Below are 18,488 nucleotides of genomic sequence, written 5' to 3'. Positions count from 1 at the left end.
TGATTTCCACTGCAGGATGCTTGCTTTCCGCGGGCTGGCAGCAGTCTACTACTTTCTCTCCAATCAACAGCTGGGACGGCTAATATCAACATTAAGCTTTAATATAGCCTTAAGAAAAATTATTTAAAAAAAGGGTCTTTGAGAAGACAAGCCTTCTTTATTTTATCGATAGAGAATCTATTCATCGATTATGACAGCCTGGCTGCCCATCTGCTCCCATGCTTTTTCAAAACCAGCCCTGCTCACTTTCCTGTTTTTGACTCCGTATGGATCATTCAGGAAAATATGATCTTCATCGAACCCAGTAATGACCACACTATGTTCGCTATATGTCACCTTTATTGGGCCTTGAGGAGTATCCCAATCTTTAAAATCGGCAACAGGTGCAAAATTAGCTGTGGTAATCACCCAAATAGGGTGGCCATTTTCAACTTCTTTCAATATTTCCGAAAAAGGTTGATTCGTTATATCTATTGCCCTCATCCCAACATATTGTTGAGCAAGCTTCAAAATTGGGGAATGATAGACTCCAAGACCGGGACCATGAGCCATATCACCGACAAAGCCTTCATTCGGATTCCCTTTTTGGCCATTCTTATAGGTTAAAGGAACATAATTAATTTTTTCCGCAAGATCATTTTTGGTGACGTTGATATCATAATAGTTTAGCAGCATGGCCAAACTTGTAACTTCGCAGCCATTATATAGCTTCGGAGCAGACATTTGATAGATTAGCGGAACATCCAACGGGAGAGTGTGGGTGATTGTTTCTATATTCAGTTTTTCTTTTACACTCATATCAGAATTATTGGCGCTTGGGAAGCTTTTGATTTTTGGCTGATCGAGCATCCTGGTTTCATAAACCTGTTCTTTATTGGAAAGGATACCCTTATCATTTGATACCTCTGCTTTTTTGCTTGGAACTATATATTTAATTGATAGTAAAGAAATGGATAGTGCTAGGATAAGAATTATATATTTTCTGCTTCTATTCATGCCGAACCCCATTAATCTTTTTTATCATGGTATCATATTAATCTTAATTTTTTCTTTAATTATTTAATTTTTCTAACTACTTGGGACTTCATACACATTTTACACCCCCTTTCTGCAGAATAGTTGCGTTTCTGAAATGTTAGATTTACGATAAAAAAGTGACCAATTGGTTTTTCTGGTCAGTCAGTTATATCCAAAATATAACGTTGACGTAAACGTCATATTTGAGAAAAGTAAACTCCACAAAGAAAGAAGGAATAATCATGTGCGGAATTGCAGGCTGGATTGATTGGCAAGAAGATTTATCCCAACAGCAATCCATATTGAAAGACATGACTGACTCCATCGTCCACCGTGGACCGGATGCAGATGGATTTTGGTTTTCTGAAAGGGCCGCATTCGGCCACAGAAGATTGATCGTCATCGATCCCGAAGGCGGCAAACAGCCGATGCTGTACCAAGATGGAAATTATACAGTCGCTCTTACGTATAACGGGGAGTTATATAATTATTTGGAGCTTCGTGATGAATTGGAAACACTCGGACACTCCTTTAAGACTTCTTCCGATACAGAAGTTCTACTTCACTCCTACCTTGAATGGGGAGAGGATTGCATACGCCGCTTCAATGGAATATTCGCCTTTGGGATTTGGGACGAAAGACGAAGCCGTCTTATGTTAGGGAGAGACCATCTAGGTGTGAAGCCATTATTCTTCACTAAAAGAGATAATGGAATCATATTCGGGTCTGAGCTCAAGGTTCTTCTTTCACATCCAAAAGTGGATGCAAAGATTGACCGCAAAGGATTGGCTGAAGTATTTGCCCTCGGACCGATGCGCACTCCAGGCGTCGGTGTATTCAAGGATATTGAGGAGGTGCGTGCTGGCCACTACATGATCATCACTGAGGAAAAAACGGAAACGAAACAATACTGGCAGCTTGAAAGCCAAGAACACCGCGATGATGTTGACACAACCGTATCAAAAATCCGTTCAATTCTCGAGGACACCGTAAAACGCCAATTATTATCAGACATGCCCCTAGTCTCCATGCTGTCCGGCGGTCTTGACTCAAGCGGACTGACAGCGATTGCAGGAAAAGAATATAAGGAAAATGGCAAAACACTTGAAACGTATTCCATCGATTTTGTAAACAGCGAAGAGGATTTTGAACAAGATTTCCTGCGGCGCGACTTGGATGAGCCATGGGTGAGAAAAGTCTCTGAACATGTCGGGACGAAGCATCACTCCGTCGTATTCGGAGCGGATAAACTTGTTGAGAACCTTTTGGTGCCGATGCGGGCAAGAGACCTGCCGGGCGTCGGTGAAATCGAAACATCCCTTTACCTTCTATTCAAAGAAATGAAAAAAGAGGCAACAGTAGCCCTGTCTGGTGAATCTGCGGATGAAGTCTTTTCCGGCTACCCTTGGTTCCACCAAAAAGAATTCTTGGATGCCGATGTCTATCCATGGCTTGTCAATTTAGGATTCATTTCCAATCTGCTATCGGAGGATTTGAAGGCAAAAATCAGGCCGGAGGAGTATCGAAAAGAAAGATTCCAAGAGGCTGTTGCAGAAGTTCCTTTCCTGGAAGGTGAAGATGAACTTCAGGCGAAGCAGCGTCAAATGTCCTATATGTTCATCACGCGCTTTCTTCCATTCATGCTTGATCGCAAGGACCGTTCCAGCATGATGACTGGCTTTGAGGTTCGTGTTCCATTTTGCGACTACCGCCTCGTTGAATATTTATGGAATATTCCGTTCGAAATGAAAAGCATCGATAACATCGAGAAAGGCATCCTGCGCCGTGCATTCGAAGGATACTTGCCTGATGATGTCAGAAACCGCAGGAAGAGCGCATACCCTAGCACGAAGGATGCAGCTTATTTGGAAGGTGTAAGCAAGTGGATGCTCAGAGTATTGGATAACCCTGATTCCCCTATTCTGCCTTTGCTTGACGTCGAGAAAGTAAGGAAAATCGCCGAAGGAAAAGTTGAGAGGATTACAGGCGGCCAGGCACGTGGATTGTTTGACTATCTCCTACAAATCAATGGCTGGCTTGAGGAATATGAAATTGAGATAGAACTATAAGAAATGAGCAAGAAGGGGCTGTCTGCAGGCAGCCTCTTTTTCTTTTATTGCTTTTGCCCATTTATTCAGCACTTCAATTTACACCCGTGCATAAGCAAAAACGGCGGCCCCTTCCAGGGACCGCCGCATCGATTTATGAATTCACGACCCATTCGTACTGACGAAGCTTTAATTCGAACAGCGCCAACGGATCTTCATACAATTCCGGATTTGATTTCATTTTATCCAGGACTTCTTTGTTCTCCTGTATTTCAATATTGGTCTCTTCTTCCGTTGTTCTCAGGATAGACAACGGCTCTCTAAAGAAGAAAGAAACATCACGGTCCAGAGATTTTTCGAAAATATCGAACTGCAGCAGGAAGTTGTTTACAATCGATTCTGCAACTTCTTGATAATCTTCATTTTCAAGGAATTTTTTGTAGCTATTATAGAGCATCGTTTTATTTTGCGGCAAAGCTCCGAATAGCTTTCCTGCACTCTTAAGCAATAGCTGTGACGGTGTATGCTTCAAGAGGATATTCACTTTTTCGAGTTGGACAGAGCTGGTCATCCTCTCAGCATCCCGGCGCCAATCATCCAATACCCTGAAATCACCCAAGAGCTGAATCTTTTCCTCTTCATAAAGCGAATTGAATCCCTCGCTCATTTCATCCAATTTCGCTTGGCTTTCCGTGAATTCTTCCTGTGAGTAAGAAATCCAATTTTGCAATGAATCATATAAATGAGGCAATACAGTCCGTTCGATGTATTGATGCACCCTTGCATTCATTTCTTCATTCAATCTGTGATGAATATTTCGGAAATCACTATCTTCACTGATTAATTCGGAAGAATCCTTGAAGATTTGCGGTATTTTATTTTTAAGATCCTTCCGTGCATCTTCCTTGAATGTGTGGTATGAATTTTTAATCAGCTTTATTTTTTCTTTTTCAAGATCATCCAATTGATGGATGGCTCCATTCAATTTCTTTACCATTTCCTCATTCCACATGATGGAATGGACAAATTCACGTTCCATTTCCACGCGTTTTTCAAGCAGGTAATGAATGAATTCTTTCACTAAATAAAGCAATTTCTCAGTACGTTCTTCTTCCAAGTTGCGATAACTGAACGCCGATTGGATGAATTCCGTCCATTGCTTGCGTTGCTGGCTGCTGGAATACAAGGATGAATAAAGGAACACCCTGGCATGCGGGAAGTTAGCGTGGATCCGCTCACTTGTCTCATCCAATATTCTTTCAGCCTCCTGCTCATTATAGATGGTATCTACTTTGTTCAAGAGAAAATGGACTTGAAGCTTAGGTGCTCTTTTCTTAATTTTCTTCAAAAGCTCCTGCTCCTGGCTGTTGATCGGATCATTGATGTTGGACACGAACAACAATGCATCCGCCATTGGGAGAAACTTGAACAAATCTCCTCCTGTACTTGGTGTGTCAATCAAAGCCAGATTATGATCCTGCAAGTAAGGAAGCGGCAGCCTCACTTCAAAGTACGTTTCATTTCCAGCAGGAAGAGCGGTCCGCTCGTAATATTCCTCTATCGTCAGAATTGGATATATTTCTTGATTCGTTATTTCATTGATTTCTTGTTCCCCTTGATTCTTAATGACTGTTACGGAGGCAGTCGGTGAGCCTAAAATGCTTTCTCCAATAATCGAGTTGATAAAAGCTGATTTCCCTGTGCTGCCGCTGCCAGCCACCAATAGATGGTTCACATCAAAATCGAGCATTTCCTTGACCGTCCTCGTAAATCTTTGCGCCACCTGGATTTCTTTTTGTCCTGCCCATTCCATCACCGTTTCAAATAGCTCAAGCCCCTGCTTCAAGCCATCAAACTCGTATCGGGCATGCTTCATCATGCCCTTCGCCTCTTCCACCGTTACTTCACTCAGACTGGATGGGAACATTTCATTCCAAGCCAAAGCAGCCGTAGACGCAAATAGGCTTTGAGAAGTATCGGTGATCTTCACCCAATTGGAAAGGAATTGCGGCAGCAAGGCAGAAAGCTCTTTAATGAAATATCTTCCGTCCATCAGCTCAAAGTAAGTATCCTTATAGATGACCGATAATTCGTGCCATGATGTATGATCAGTTGGTTCTTCAATATCCAGCATCAGTCGATTGATCGTATTCAGCCATTGCAGATACGCAGGTTCTGAATGATAGCTTTTCCATAGCGAAACGGTCATACTCTCGAATTGCTTTTGATCAAGCTCGAATAAAGTCATTAGTAATTCAACGAAATAATCAGGCTTCATTTGCTTTGTATAACCTAAGTCTACATATTTGCGAACGATATCGAACCATTTCAATGAATGTGTGCGAATCGCTTCCTGTACGGCAAGACCCACTGCGTTATCCCAGTCCTGGTGTTTTTCGTAGAACGTTTTGGCAATGTCCGTTACATTCGGATAATCAGGGTTCATCGAAACGATTTTCTTGATGACCCGCTCCGCAGACTCCATTTTGTCACGAACGATATACAATGACAGGAGCTGTAAAGAAATTTCCGTGTTCAATGTTACATTGTCAGATTTAACGGATTTATAGACTTCCTCTGCCGTAGGCAAAAGATCCAGCTCGAAATAAGCGTCCGCCATATTTTTTTTTGCCCATGGCTCCAATTCGTTTGTGATATTTTCCCATTTGAAAATGGCAGCTTCATAATCCTTGTTATGAAAATAGATCTCCCCTTGGGCAAAGCGGATATACGAAAGATCGGGAATCTCTTTCTCCTGCTCATATAAATAGGCTTGTCCAAGTATGGAAATCGGATGTTCCTTTTCGATGTCCTTCGTAAAGGTCTCATAATACTGTTTATTGATTAATTGTTCTTCAACCATTTTAATTGCCTCCGTTGAAAAAATTTTTCGGCTAAAAAAGAGTATGTATGTACTATCTATTTACCCTGTTTATCAAACAGTTAAAACTTACTATTCTTGCTCTATCCTAGTATTCTATCAAAGAATCTCTTGAAATAAATTTCATTTCACTATCATTTTTGATACATTTTCGTGGTTCTATTGTAATGTTTTTAATATCTCAGGAAATCTCTAGAAGAAAAGGACAGAGTTGCCTCTGCCCTTCTGATTTCTTCATGTTATCCGTTGTATCCATCCATGCCGTTGCCTGGGGTAACTTGACTTCCATTCACTCTGATTTGTTGAACTTGAAGCACTTTAATGCCTAAGTCCAAGACAATTTTTTCACGGAGTGTATCGAAAGATTCATTTATTGGCGTCATCATTGGAGAGAAGTCGATTTCATAGAAATCGGATTTCACCAATTCACAGTATGGCTGCTCATTGTAATAGTTCGTATTTTCGAAGTAATACTTGTCCAAACGCGGCAAATCGCCATTATTTGGATTAATGAAACGCGCTCTATCCTCGAAAGAACTGCTCCAAAGCGGATAAGTGATGAAGTCATCATCAGTTAATTCTGCAAAACCAGAGAACGGGAATGTAGCAATTCGATCATAGACAATTCCATTGCATTCAGAAGATGCATACTCGATGTTCTTGCGGATATAACCTTCAACAAATAATTTTGCTTTTGTCACCCTGCGGAAGTTGGATCCTTGAATTGGGGCGAACGCCACCGGGACCAATTTGCATTGAGTGAGGAACACATCCTTCAACACCCGTTTGATTTCCGTAGCAGGCGGATTAAGGGTAACATCAGCTTCTGTCACCACTTGAATCGTTCTTTCAGCTACGACTACTGGTGTCTTCAATGTTGGCATAACCGGATTTGTCACAACTGGCAATTCTGAATCGATTAAATATGCCTGCTGTCTGGCTGATACTTGGCAAGGAACGCTGATTGGATCTCTTGCAGCTCCTTGACCCTTATAATACTTGCTCATATAAAAATTCCTCCTAAAAATTAGATAAAGTTTTTCAACTTTTCTCTATAACCTATTCTCTTAAAGTCACTTTCGTATGGTCGGATGTAGTAGACTCATTTCTCATTTTTGTAAGATTGTGCTTTTTTACTAGAAATATGTCGAGTTGAGTTCCCCTGCAGTCAACGCCATTAATAATAATTGGTTTTTTCAAAAGGCTTTTTTCTCAAAGGTTGTTGTTTATCAACAATTTTTCTTTAAAATAAATCATCGTATGATGTTGATTGAGCGGAAGGTGCAAGACTCCGGAGGGAACAGCGGGCCAGGTGGAAAAGCTGCAGGGCTTTGCCTATGGGCGACAAGCATAAGACGATTCTGACACAAAGGCGTTCTTTCCCTTTTTGACAGAATGGAATTATGATCTCGAGCCCCTAAGACAGGTGAGACCCCGCAGCGGAAATCATCCTTACACAACCTTTGTTCAAAAGCAACAAACTTTACGAATAGAGCGTTTCAAAAAAAACCTAGTTCAAAACATATTTCGTTTTATCTTTTTTGACAAACATCGACAAGGATACAGAGCAATTCTCCTGCAATCGGCTAAAAAACAAATGGAACCCCTTCTTTCGCCCCACTTAACGTCGGTATTTGTTGGAATTTTTGTTGTTTTAAATATAAAAAAAAGCGGTAAAAAGTAATAAAATGTTAAAGATGCCGTGTGGACCAACTAAAATTCTTTAAGGAGTGAAGGATATGAAAATCAAAGTTGGAAGCTGGAGAATGCTGACTATACAGGACAAGCTCTTTATTTTGAAAGCCATCAGTCAACGGAATAATAAAGGAAGAAAAAGTGCATAGGTGAGGTGGAAAAATGGAGGTGAATCATGTAAACATACAATATTAAAAGGCTTCGCTCTTGAATGAATCTTGGACGAAGCCTTTTGATTTCACTAATCTTTCATTTAAATTTGTGAGCCTTCTGCCTTTTTTAACAGCTGATCAGCTAAATCTGATAAACTTTCAGTTGTTTTATTCACTTCCTGGATCGTCCGGACAATGGAATCCAAATCCACTTTATTTCGGTCAAACATCGTCAAATACTGTTCCATTTCCATTTTAACCGTCAAAAGACCTCCTTTGACCTGTTGAAGCTTAGATTGTGACTCGATTGTTGATCCATTCATCGATTTCATAATTTGAATGAGACTCGTGATTTGATTGTCGCTTTCTTCTATTAAAGATTTGATTTGACTGCTCATACCCTTCGAATTTTCCGCAAGTTTCCTTACTTCGGTTGCTACAACCGCAAATCCTTTCCCCTCATCGCCTGCACGAGCTGCTTCGATCGATGCGTTCAATGCAAGCAGGTTGGTTTGATCTGCAATGTCTTCGATTCCCTTCGTCATCGTAATGATTTTTTCCGAAATCGATTTCAATGAATCGATGCCGCTGAGAGACTCCTCCACATCATTCATAACCTGGTTAAAGGTTCCTACCATCTCTTCCATCTGTGATTGATTGACGTTGGTTAAATTCAGTAGATTCTTGCTGCTTTTCTGGGTAGTCTCTGTTTCATTAAGAATCTGTTCTGCCTTCAAGCTCGTTTCATTGATCGATTCCTCTGTTTGCTGAACGGAGGAGGCAACCTCACGACTGATGGAATTCAGTTCCATTTGCAGCATCGCATTGGATTGATTCAAATCATTGAGTTCACTCATCCTCGCTTCCATATAGTTCGACACAACCAGCTGCGAGTCCAGGTTCGTGGCATGTGTTATGGCCAAAAGGACATCTGTCAGCTTTTGCGGATCCTGATGCAGCAAAGCTGTTATTTGCGGGACGAGCAGCGTATTGATGGCGGAATAAGTTGCTAGGAACCACTCTACTGGAAGGCTTGCCCCATTATGAGTATTCCCTATTCTTGTTCGCATCTGAAAATATTCTTCATCCAGATTTCCGCTTAACAAACTCTGGAAATACTTTACGAACACGTTATAAAGCCTTTCCCGGCTCGAATTATTATCTGCGATCTTTACAAGCATGGGCTGTTTGTATAATTGATCCAGCACTTTTTGTAGAAGCTCGTCCAGAAGCGGTTCAACCAAAGGATACATCTCCTCTAAAGTCTCCAAATGCTTTTTCGTCATCCCCATGTATTCCAATCTTGCTTGTATGGATTGGCTGCTGATTGCTGGTATATTCTCATAACCCGGAAATTCCATCGTCGGATTGAAGGACTTCGCCGGTGTCTTTCTAGCCTTGGTAAAAATCATGAATACATCCCCCTATTAATTGTTCATATGCATCTATTGAAAATTATGTATTTATTTCTTATTTTTAGCAAATTTAAAGTGTTTTTTCTATTATTCTGAATCACTTATTTGGCCTTTTATCCAAATCTCCTAATTCCCTGTACATTCTGTCACCTATTTGTTGTTCTATCTTAATATTTCCTAAACATTCATTCTATTATTTTCATATCACATTAACAGTCGCATGTTTTAATGAAGCTGTTCAAAAACTTTTGGGAGGTTTAAAGAATATGAAAAAAAGTTTATCGCTCGGGTTATCATTAGCTTTATTGGCTACTACAGCTATTCCTGCTTTCGCACATGAAGACCATAAGGACTACCATGTCCGCAATGCCATGTCCGATAAGCATAAGCAAATCGAAAGTGTTGAATTCAGCTCCATGAAGGCTCCAAGCACGGTGGAAGACATGGTTAAAACGTATTCGAATGCTTCTGTAAAAATTAAATATAAAGATGGCAGCGTGAAAGAAACACCTTTAAAATACAATCAACTCTTCCTATCAAAAGATAAAATCGTCAAGAATAAGGGTGAAATGATCCCTGCCGGCACACCGATCGACGCCAACGGAGACCCTATTGTCGATAAGAGCGTACCGGACAAGCCTTCATACTTCATCTCCGATGCACCTGATTCCAACAGTATGATCACAATCGGGGGAAAAACCTATCTTATTTCACATTATGAATATGATTCAATGAACAACGCAGGCCAGTCCGTTTATGGATTGCCAGCTTCCATGACACTCACACAAGTGGACCGCAACAAAAAAACAGGCGAGTTGACGGTGAACAACGCGAAGAAAATTGATTTCTCCAATGTGAACGGCCTATGGACACCATGCAATGGTTCAACCACTGATTGGGGAACGCATCTTGGTTCAGAAGAGTATGAACCGGATGCACGTGCATTCGAAGATCCGACATCCAGCTCTTATAAAGACGTGACTTCATTTGCACAATACTATTTCCATGACAAATCAAAAGCAAATCCATATTTCTACGGCTGGATCCCAGAAATCTCCGTAGACAAAAAAGGTGATGCTTCCGTTGTGAAGCATTACAGCACCGGCCGCTTCTCCCATGAAGTCATGCAGGTTATGCCTGATGAAAAGACAGCTCTGTTCGGTGACGACGGTGGGAACACGATGATGTTCATGTATGTGGCCGATAAAAAGAAAGACTTTTCTGCCGGAACTTTATATGCAGCGAAGTTTAATCAAACAAGCAAAGAAAACGGCGGAGCCGGCGACTTAAAATGGATGAAGCTCGGACATGCAACCGATGATGAAATCAAAGCAATCATCGACAAAGGTACGAAATTCAGCGACATCTTCGACACAGCTTCAAAACCGACAGCCGGATATACAGCCGTCAAGACAAATTCGAGTAAAGATGTCGAATATCTTAAAGTCAAGCCAGGTATGGAGAAGGCAGCTGCATTCCTTGAGTCAAGACGCTATGGCGCCATTCTTGGGGCAACTTCTGAATTCAACAAAATGGAAGGCGTTGCCGTCAATAAAAAAGACAAAAAGGCCTATGTAGCGATTTCCTATGAAAATGGCAGCATGGAAAAGCAGGATGGCAGCGTCCAGGACGATATCCAATTGCCTGCACGTGAATCCGGTGCTACATTCCAGCTTAACCTTGGCGATGGCCAAAATGACAAAAACGGCAATAAGATTGACAGCGGCTATGTTCCTGCAAGCATGAATGGGTTGATTGTAGGTGAGGACCTTTCTGCACCTGACGCCTATGGCAACACAGCCAATCCTGATAAAATTGCCAATCCTGACAATTTAAGCTTCTCGGATGACTTGAATACCTTATTCATCGGTGAAGACAGTGCGCTTCATACAAACAACTTTGTTTGGGCATATAATGTGAAAACGAAAAAGCTTTCCAGAATCCTTTCCGTCCCTGTCGGTGCTGAGGCAACCGGATTGAGAGCGGATGACGATGTGAAGGATTCCCGCTACATCCTCAGCAACTTCCAGCATCCGGGTGAAGACTTGGACGGCAAGCAAATCACTGCTGTAGACAAAAAGAAACTCGAAGATGCAATGAAAAAAGGCTTGGGCATCCAGCAAACCGGTGGAGTCGGATACATCTCCGGACTTCCTTCTGGCAAAATTGCTCCATCACAGCAATGGGCGCATGATGACCATAATGAAAAATAAGGCATAAACAAAAAAAGCGGCGATTAACGCCGCTTTTTTGTTTATATCTATCCTTCATTTTCAAATGTCATATCGATTTCAAGTATTTCTGAACGGCTTGCCAAACGGATCGGAGGCCCCCACGTTCCATACCCGGATGAAACAGCAACATGCATATGCTCCTTTTGCATATAGCCCCAGTCAAGCTCAAATAGCCGGCCTGTTAGCCAATGATTGGGTGCAAACTGGCCTCGATGGGTATGCCCGCACAATAATAAGTCGACGCCTGCCTCCGCTGCAGCGGCAAACCCGTAAGGCTGATGGTCCATCATGATGACCGGGAGAGATGAATCCCGCCCTTTCAACAATTCCATGACGCTTTTCCTTTTTTCAGGATCCATCGCTTCGGCTGTTTTATCCTTCCTTCCAGCTATGTACAAGCTTCCATCTACCTGCACCACTTCGTCCCTTAAGACACGGATGCCGATTTTCTTCATTTCCTCAACATACTGTTCAATATGGCCGCCGTAATACTCATGATTGCCAAGGACGGCAAAGACACCATGCTTGGCTTTCAGCTGCTTTAAGGTTTGGCTCATTTCATTCCGCAAGAATGGTTCGATGCTGTCATCGATGACATCTCCCGGCAGCAAGATGAAGTCTGGTTCCATCTCATTCATCCGATCAACCATCCTTTTCAAATGACGGTTCCCGACAATATTGCCTAGATGGATATCGGAAGCGACTACAACCTTGATATTGCTAAAAGCTGATTTTTTGGTAATGCTGATCGGATAGTTACGGATGACTGTACTCCACGCATTATATGAACCCCAGATCAGCAAAGCCGCCATTACGAGAATGACCGCCCATCCTTCTCCGATAATAAAATCTTTAACCGGCACGACTCCTGATTTTTTCAAAATCCAATATAAGAGGTCGGCCAGCGGCAGCAATAAAACTGCGAACTCTAAGACCGCAAAATAATAGGAGCCTACTACCTTCAACAGCCGATACAATGGAAACAGAACTTTTGGGCCCGGCACCCTTCCGAACAAATATCCGAAGGCAATAAGTGAGAATGGTATCCAAAAGGCAGCGTACGATAAATTCGGCAGCCATTGGGAAAGGAATAAATAAAAGTGCCACCCTATATAAAAATGAATCGCTGCCAATCCAAGCAGCATTAACAGCGTCATGCCGACCATTCGAATGCTCATCCCAACATATCTCCCTTATCAATGATCTTTTCTTCTATTATATAAAAATGATCAGCATTCCACCTCTTTTAAGCCCCGAAGCCAGCAAAAAAGCACCCATTGCGAGTGCTTAATGCCCGCCTTTTTCTGCATACCTCACTAGCGGAAAGCCCAATGCGAGCAGAACAAAAATCAGGGCAACGACACCGGTCCATTGAAAATGGATCCAAAAGAACCCGCCAAATGATCCAACGAGACTGGACCCGAGGTAATACAGAAGCAAATAGAGTGATGAGGCTTGTGCTTTATGATGTCCTGCAGCTTGTCCAACCCACGCACTAGCGATGGAATGGCACCCGAAAAAACCGAATGTGAATAGTGCCATGCCAAGGATTTTCACTCCTAATAATGGAATCAGCGTCAAAACCGCCCCGAGCATCATCAGCGCCAAGGATATTTTTAATATAGGTGCATTCCCATGGAGATCAGCTTTTTTTCCCATATATACCGAACTGAAAGTCCCTGTGATATAGACGATAAAGATGAAGCCGATCAACGTTTGACTGAGTTCATAAGGAGGCGCCTCAAGCATAAATCCTATGTAATTATAAAGTGTGACAAAGCTTCCCATCAGCAAAAAAGCCAGCAAGACCAAAGCCAGAAGCTTTTTACTTTTCAAATGTGATTGGTAGGCATTCCAAGCAGACCGCCAGCCAGAAGCTTTCTTTTCATTATGCCCCCTGGGTGCAGGGAGCGTGAGCGAAAAAATCACAGTCAGGATAAGTGTAAGGATGCCTACACACATCAATGCCATTCTCCACGAAAACATATCCGTGAGTGCTCCAGTGATAATCCTTCCGGCCATCCCGCCTATACTTGTACCGCTAATATACAACCCCATTACTTTGCCGATTCCGCCAGGATGGAATTCTTCCGATACGTATGCCATCGCAATGGAAGGAACTCCAGCAATGAATACACCCAATAGCGCCCTTAAGGAAATTAGCGTAAAGAAATTAGGGCTCCAAGAAGTCGCGATCCCTAATAGCGAAGTGCATAACATCGATAAAAGCATGATTTTCTTTTTGCCGAATGCATCAGATAATCCAGCTGCGAACAGCATCACGACAGCCAATACACCTGTCGATAATGATAATGTCAGGCTTGCGGCAGGTGCCGATACATGAAATTCCCTCGTAAAGATGGGCATCAGCGGCTGTGTCGTATATAAAATCGAAAAAGTGACAAAGCCCCCTAAAAACAATGCAAGGCTTGCCAGCTTATAATTCCTTGTTCCTTCTTGGATGTAGGTCAACGAATTTCTCCTCTTTCCTATGAATCTTTACCAATTACTTTACTCCTTCTTTTTTCAGAGGTCTAATGGTTGGCTTACATCGGTATGGAAGTTCTCCTCGAATCAGAAATCAATTTCAAGATGACCTGATTTTGCACGGGACACGCAAGTCAGCATGACATCTTGGGCTTTTTTCTGCTCGTCGCTCAAAAATGAATCATGATGTTCAACCTCACCGTTCAATACTTTTACCTCACAGGTTCCACACCGCCCAGCACGGCACGAATACGGAGCTTGGATTCCAGCCTCCAGCATGGCGTCCAGGAGTGTTTTATCCTTCGCCACTTCAATCATCCTATTTTGCAGCCGCACTTTGAACGGCACAGGATTTTTCGGGAGTTCAGGTGTGAAGCGTTCATAATGGATGCTTCCCTTTGGATATCCGATTGCCTCTGCCCCATTTCTAAAGGAGTTGATGAAAGGCTCCGGTCCGCATATATATATATGCGTTCCGATCGGATGATCCAAAAGGGAATCCGCATTCAATCGTTTAACGTTCGTTTCTCTAGAAAAATAGAAGTGGGAATATTGCTGATAGTGATACAGTATTTCATGATAAAAGGCGCACTGATCTCGGGATTTAGCGGCATAGTGCAGCTCAAAGGTCGAGCCTTTTCCCTTCAGTTCGCCCATCATGCTCAAAAAGGGGGTGATCCCAATACCTGCAGCATAGAAAACATGATGCTTTGCCTTGAAGCTTAATGAAAAGTGGTTTTTTGGATAGCTGATGGTGAGAAAATCACCTTCTTTCATATGGTGGTGCCAGTAATGGGAGCCGCCTTTGGATGGGTCTGCCAAAGCCACTGCGATTTGGTACTCACTTTCTTGGTTTTTATGATTGATCAAGGAATAATTCCTGGTTAGCACAACACTATCACGGTCAATATACGTCGTGATGTGGGATCCTCCGCTGAAAGAGGGCAAATGCCCGCCGACGGCCCGCTCTAACGTGAACTTCTTTACATTGGCTGTCTCCTGCACAATGGATTTGATTAGCACTTTGATCGTTTTATCTTGATATATCATGTCTTCCTCCCCTCATACTGTTGCGGGATATCCTAAATAAGCATCCTTAAGTGGGGCATAATGGTCCGATACGTCCAATATCAACTGACAAGTTTTGCACGCAACGCCAGATTCAACTCCACTTTCCCCTACCGTTGTTATTCCGTGGCATCGGCAGCAAAAAACATTGATATCCTTTTCCCCGTGTCCATGGAATTGGGCTTCTTCATCGGAGAAACCAATTTGGCGAACTCGGTCTTTTAGGGCATTCAATTTTCCCCAAGATAGACAAAGATAAAGATAGGTCCCCATTTTTTGCCGGCCAAGCATATCGATCAAATCATCCGGGGATGCGTTTTCTCCGATCTCGACAAGTTCATGTAAATATCCCTCTCGCAGAATGGTCTGAATAATTGGGGTAAGCATATGAATCCCTTTTTCATCACCGCAAACAATGTATTTCCTTTTCCCAGAAATAAAAGAAGGTGCCTTTTTATTCATTTTCCGGCCACCCATCCTCATCAAGGTGTTTCTTCAAAAATTCCAATATGGCATTCCTATAAGCAGAAATCCCCTTGTAATCGGCAATATGAGCCGGAAGCTCCGACAGAACCGCATAAAATTGTTTGAGCCAATCGCGGTTTTTAATGAAGCTTTGAAGAGGGAGTAAATGCGTGTGGATCGTGAATAAAATGGCATTGCTCTTAGGCATACGGAAAAGCTTCTGCACTTCCACTCGCAGATGGACAATTTCTCCTGCATTTTCACTGGTCACCTTTCTTCTTTCCTTTCCCCACACATCAAATGTCTCAAGTGATGTATCCAGTCGGGCTCCTGCCATCAAAGACCAATTCTTACGCCACCACGGATTACCGGCCTCGATTCGCAATAAAAATCGAAGGATGCGCTCATCCAATCCCTCTTCGTTAAAGCGTGGAATCGGGAAATGTATATCTTTGAAGTTCATTCCCAACTTAAATGCCAATGACCAATTAGACGGAAAGCACAGCTGTCCAGCATCCAAAAATAAATCTCCGTCGCGCTCCATCATGATGATGAGGTCCTCCTGAACATGACGGCCGATAAAATCAAGTGGAGCATATGAAAGTGTGGCAGAGCCTCCAAAATCAAATTCGGTTTTCTCATCCAAAATTTTGTTCATGAACTCCCAGCGGCTGCCATTCTTTTCAAGCGAAAAATACTCCGGATATTGGGTTGCCAGATCCTCCATCACCAGCTGCACGGCCTCCCATTGAACTTCATTGGTATGGTTCAATGCCTGAAAGCAGCGCTCAGGATGCTCTTGAAGGAGCTCTCTTTTCAATAGAACCTCTTCTTTGTATTTCCTCGTCACTTCCACACATATGGGACGCTCCATCAAGGTGGAATTATTGGAATAACGATAAACATCATCCTTAAATGGATATGGAAACTGCTTTAACTCATCGATCATTCAATCATCCTTTTCAGAAAATTCTTTATTTTAATTGTAAAATAAAGCCCTTTTGAATGAAAGGAGGAATTACTAACTATCGCCTCACCGGCTGCCGCACGGAAAGCAGGCACCATGAAGTGGAAATCGCACTTCCTTTAAAATTTGAATCGTGTTTGCCACTTGCGATTTCCGACATCCTTCATCAACATTTTCCTGCATGTAAATACAAATATTGCACGGGAAATAACAAGAAAATGGTAAAATTCATATATACCGCCAGTTATTAATCAAACGTTTGATTAATGTTTAACAGCTCTCAGTCTGACAATTTTTTCACTCTATGTAAGCTCTTCCACCCCTTTACCTATCTACAATTCAGCTAAATGATTGCTTTCCTGAAATAATATTAAATTATCAAAATATATTGACACATTATTTTTCCTTTGGTAAATTAAGCTCTAAATTATTTAAAAGTCGATGACGAGAATAGTAGGATGACTGTTTTGTTCACCAGAGAATCGGTGGTGCTGGAAGCCGATGTACAACCATTATCCGAACTCGCCTCCGAGATGCTGAGCTGAAAAGAAGTAAGCTTTGACGGATTTCCCGCCGTTATGATGGGATGCGCATATCAATGCGCTCAGAGTGCTGCAATAAATTTGCGGAACAAGGGTGGTAACGCGAGTCCAAGCTCGTCCCTATTTTAGGGGCGGGCTTTTTATTTTGAGGAAAAGGAGCGATTACGTTGAAAAAAACAGATACTTTTTTTATCGGCCTTATGCTTTTCTCCATGTTTTTTGGAGCAGGAAATCTTATCTTCCCCTCTTTTTTGGGTGCTGAAGCGGGGACAAACTTTTGGCTTGCTATGGCCGGCTTCATTCTCACTGGTGTCGGGCTTCCCGTTGCCGTTATTTTGGCGGTCTCCCTTGTCAAAGGCGGAGTAAATACGATTGCTGGCCGTGTCCACCCAAAATTCAGTACAATTTTTATGGTCATCATCTACTTGAGCATCGGGCCGTTTCTAGCCATCCCGAGGAATGCAAGTGTCGCCTTTCAGATGGCTGCGGCTCCTTTTCTTGACGGCCATGGCAGTCATACAATCCCTTTGTTGGTATTTACGTTTATGTTCTTTGCAGTCGTCTACCTGGTAGCCTTAAACCCATCCAAAATCGAGACATACATGGGCCGATGGATAACGCCTGTATTGCTTCTATCCATTGGGGCACTTTGTGTACTTGTCTTTTTTAATCTTCATCATCCCGTTCAGGCACCGAGCAAAGCTTATGAATCTGGTTCGTTTTTCACAGGATTCATTGAAGGCTATTCCACAATGGATGCGTTAGGTGCACTGGCATTTGGCATTGTCATTATTTCAGCTGTTCGTCATCGTGGGGCCGGGGACAGCAAACAATTGACAAGAAATTCGTTTAAAGCGGGACTGATTGCCGGACTTTTCCTATCTGTTATTTATGTCAGTCTTGGTTTGATGGGAAGAAACATGGCAGGCGAAGGATCATTCCGGGATGGGGCAGAAATTTTGTCAACCGCCTCCACCATCCTGATGGGGACAAGCGGAAAAGCATTGCTCGGACTTATTTTCACGCTCGCATGCTTCACGACTGTAGTTGGTTTGACATCTGCTTGCGGACAGTATTTTTCCGGACTCATACCAAAAGCAAGCTATAAGGGCATCGTATTTGCCGTCACCATGGTTGGCTTCATATTATCCAACTTGGGCTTAGCCCAGATTTTGAAGGTATCCGTTCCGTTTTTAGTTTCAGCTTACCCGATCACCATTGTTCTGATCACCCTTGCATTTTTTCATCGGTTTATCGGTGAGAGAAAAAAAGTATACGGAACAGCTATTCTTTTCACGGGTATATTTGCCGTCATTGGCGGTTTGAATTCAATCGGACTTACTTTGGGACCATTACAATCCATGATGAATTTATTGCCTCTATCTTCTGCCGGAATGGCATGGGTCGTGCCTGCCATCATCGGCACTGGAGTCGGGCTGATTTTGAGCAAATTTGATAAAACGCCAGTGCTTTCAGGTGAAAGGAAGGCAATAAAAAAAGCAGGATGAATTATCATC

At 42.5% G+C, this 18,488-nt stretch carries 12 protein-coding genes and 1 other annotated feature; of the genes, 3 read left to right on the top strand and 9 right to left on the bottom strand.

Translation table 11 applies throughout. The features are described from left to right. Positions 1 to 177 precede the first annotated feature (177 nt). Positions 178 to 996, bottom strand: coding sequence for a C39 family peptidase (locus D9X91_RS16320; RefSeq protein WP_121681717.1), 819 nt, complete (start codon positions 994 to 996; stop codon positions 178 to 180). Between the two features lie 263 nt (positions 997 to 1,259). On the opposite strand from D9X91_RS16320, the gene asnB reads away from it, so the two are divergent. Then, positions 1,260 to 3,086, top strand: a complete 1,827-nt coding sequence (gene asnB / locus D9X91_RS16315; RefSeq protein WP_121681716.1) for an asparagine synthase (glutamine-hydrolyzing) — start codon at positions 1,260 to 1,262, stop codon at positions 3,084 to 3,086. 133 nt (positions 3,087 to 3,219) lie between these two features. Here the strand turns inward: asnB and D9X91_RS16310 are convergent, their stop codons facing one another. The 3 genes from D9X91_RS16310 to D9X91_RS16295 all read right to left on the bottom strand — a co-directional run bounded on the left by D9X91_RS16310 (position 3,220) and on the right by D9X91_RS16295 (position 9,205). Beyond that, positions 3,220 to 5,928: a dynamin family protein gene (locus D9X91_RS16310; RefSeq protein ID WP_121681715.1), complete on the bottom strand. Its 2,709-nt coding sequence runs from the start codon at positions 5,926 to 5,928 to the stop codon at positions 3,220 to 3,222. Between the two features lie 257 nt (positions 5,929 to 6,185). Then, positions 6,186 to 6,953: a CsxC family protein gene (locus tag D9X91_RS16305; protein WP_121681714.1), complete on the bottom strand. Its 768-nt coding sequence runs from the start codon at positions 6,951 to 6,953 to the stop codon at positions 6,186 to 6,188. Positions 6,954 to 7,894: 941 nt separating this feature from the next. Then, positions 7,895 to 9,205 (bottom strand): globin-coupled sensor protein, encoded by a 1,311-nt coding sequence (locus tag D9X91_RS16295; protein WP_121681712.1) that lies wholly within the window; start codon positions 9,203 to 9,205, stop codon positions 7,895 to 7,897. 269 nt (positions 9,206 to 9,474) lie between these two features. Here D9X91_RS16295 and D9X91_RS16290 point away from each other — a divergent pair, with 269 nt between their 5' ends. Then, the gene (locus D9X91_RS16290) at positions 9,475 to 11,421 is read left to right on the top strand and encodes a PhoX family protein (RefSeq protein ID WP_121681711.1); all 1,947 of its coding nucleotides are present in this window, start codon (positions 9,475 to 9,477) and stop codon (positions 11,419 to 11,421) included. 47 nt (positions 11,422 to 11,468) lie between these two features. Here the strand turns inward: D9X91_RS16290 and D9X91_RS16285 are convergent, their stop codons facing one another. From D9X91_RS16285 to D9X91_RS16265, 5 genes are all read right to left on the bottom strand, one after another. Beyond that, the gene (locus D9X91_RS16285; protein ID WP_121681710.1) at positions 11,469 to 12,620 is read right to left on the bottom strand and encodes a metallophosphoesterase; all 1,152 of its coding nucleotides are present in this window, start codon (positions 12,618 to 12,620) and stop codon (positions 11,469 to 11,471) included. 109 nt (positions 12,621 to 12,729) lie between these two features. Next, positions 12,730 to 13,914, bottom strand: a complete 1,185-nt coding sequence (locus D9X91_RS16280; RefSeq protein WP_121681709.1) for an MFS transporter — start codon at positions 13,912 to 13,914, stop codon at positions 12,730 to 12,732. Between the two features lie 102 nt (positions 13,915 to 14,016). Beyond that, positions 14,017 to 14,979 carry a PDR/VanB family oxidoreductase gene (locus tag D9X91_RS16275; protein ID WP_121681708.1) on the bottom strand — a complete coding sequence of 321 codons (963 nt, stop codon included), beginning with the start codon at positions 14,977 to 14,979 and terminating at the stop codon, positions 14,017 to 14,019. 12 nt (positions 14,980 to 14,991) lie between these two features. Then, positions 14,992 to 15,459 carry a hypothetical protein gene (locus tag D9X91_RS16270; RefSeq protein ID WP_121681707.1) on the bottom strand — a complete coding sequence of 156 codons (468 nt, stop codon included), beginning with the start codon at positions 15,457 to 15,459 and terminating at the stop codon, positions 14,992 to 14,994. After that, positions 15,452 to 16,411: a heme-dependent oxidative N-demethylase family protein gene (locus tag D9X91_RS16265; RefSeq protein ID WP_121681706.1), complete on the bottom strand. Its 960-nt coding sequence runs from the start codon at positions 16,409 to 16,411 to the stop codon at positions 15,452 to 15,454. The genes D9X91_RS16270 and D9X91_RS16265 overlap by 8 nt, the downstream gene beginning before the upstream one ends. A gap of 450 nt (positions 16,412 to 16,861) precedes the next feature. After that, positions 16,862 to 17,096, top strand: a binding site (T-box leader). 42 nt (positions 17,097 to 17,138) lie between these two features. On the opposite strand from D9X91_RS16265, the gene brnQ reads away from it, so the two are divergent. Next, positions 17,139 to 18,479, top strand: a complete 1,341-nt coding sequence (gene brnQ / locus D9X91_RS16260) for a branched-chain amino acid transport system II carrier protein (RefSeq protein ID WP_121681705.1) — start codon at positions 17,139 to 17,141, stop codon at positions 18,477 to 18,479. The last annotated feature ends 9 nt before the right edge of the window (positions 18,480 to 18,488 follow it).

The organism is Falsibacillus albus, from assembly GCF_003668575.1.
In the GTDB taxonomy this organism is placed as follows: domain Bacteria; phylum Bacillota; class Bacilli; order Bacillales; family DSM-25281; genus Falsibacillus; species Falsibacillus albus.
This window is presented reverse-complemented; position numbering and strand designations above follow the sequence as displayed.

Bases quoted from the DNA above. Each gene is read 5' to 3' on its own strand.
- D9X91_RS16295 (WP_121681712.1), bottom strand. From the start codon at position 9,205: ATGATTTTTACCAAGGCTAGAAAGACACCGGCGAAGTCCTTCAATCCG.
- D9X91_RS16265 (WP_121681706.1), bottom strand. From the start codon at position 16,411: ATGATCGATGAGTTAAAGCAGTTTCCATATCCATTTAAGGATGATGTT.
- D9X91_RS16305 (WP_121681714.1), bottom strand. From the start codon at position 6,953: ATGAGCAAGTATTATAAGGGTCAAGGAGCTGCAAGAGATCCAATCAGC.
- D9X91_RS16310 (WP_121681715.1), bottom strand. From the start codon at position 5,928: ATGGTTGAAGAACAATTAATCAATAAACAGTATTATGAGACCTTTACG.
- D9X91_RS16275 (WP_121681708.1), bottom strand. From the start codon at position 14,979: ATGATATATCAAGATAAAACGATCAAAGTGCTAATCAAATCCATTGTG.
- D9X91_RS16285 (WP_121681710.1), bottom strand. From the start codon at position 12,620: ATGAGCATTCGAATGGTCGGCATGACGCTGTTAATGCTGCTTGGATTG.
- D9X91_RS16290 (WP_121681711.1), top strand. From the start codon at position 9,475: ATGAAAAAAAGTTTATCGCTCGGGTTATCATTAGCTTTATTGGCTACT.
- asnB (WP_121681716.1), top strand. From the start codon at position 1,260: ATGTGCGGAATTGCAGGCTGGATTGATTGGCAAGAAGATTTATCCCAA.
- D9X91_RS16270 (WP_121681707.1), bottom strand. From the start codon at position 15,459: ATGAATAAAAAGGCACCTTCTTTTATTTCTGGGAAAAGGAAATACATT.
- D9X91_RS16320 (WP_121681717.1), bottom strand. From the start codon at position 996: ATGAATAGAAGCAGAAAATATATAATTCTTATCCTAGCACTATCCATT.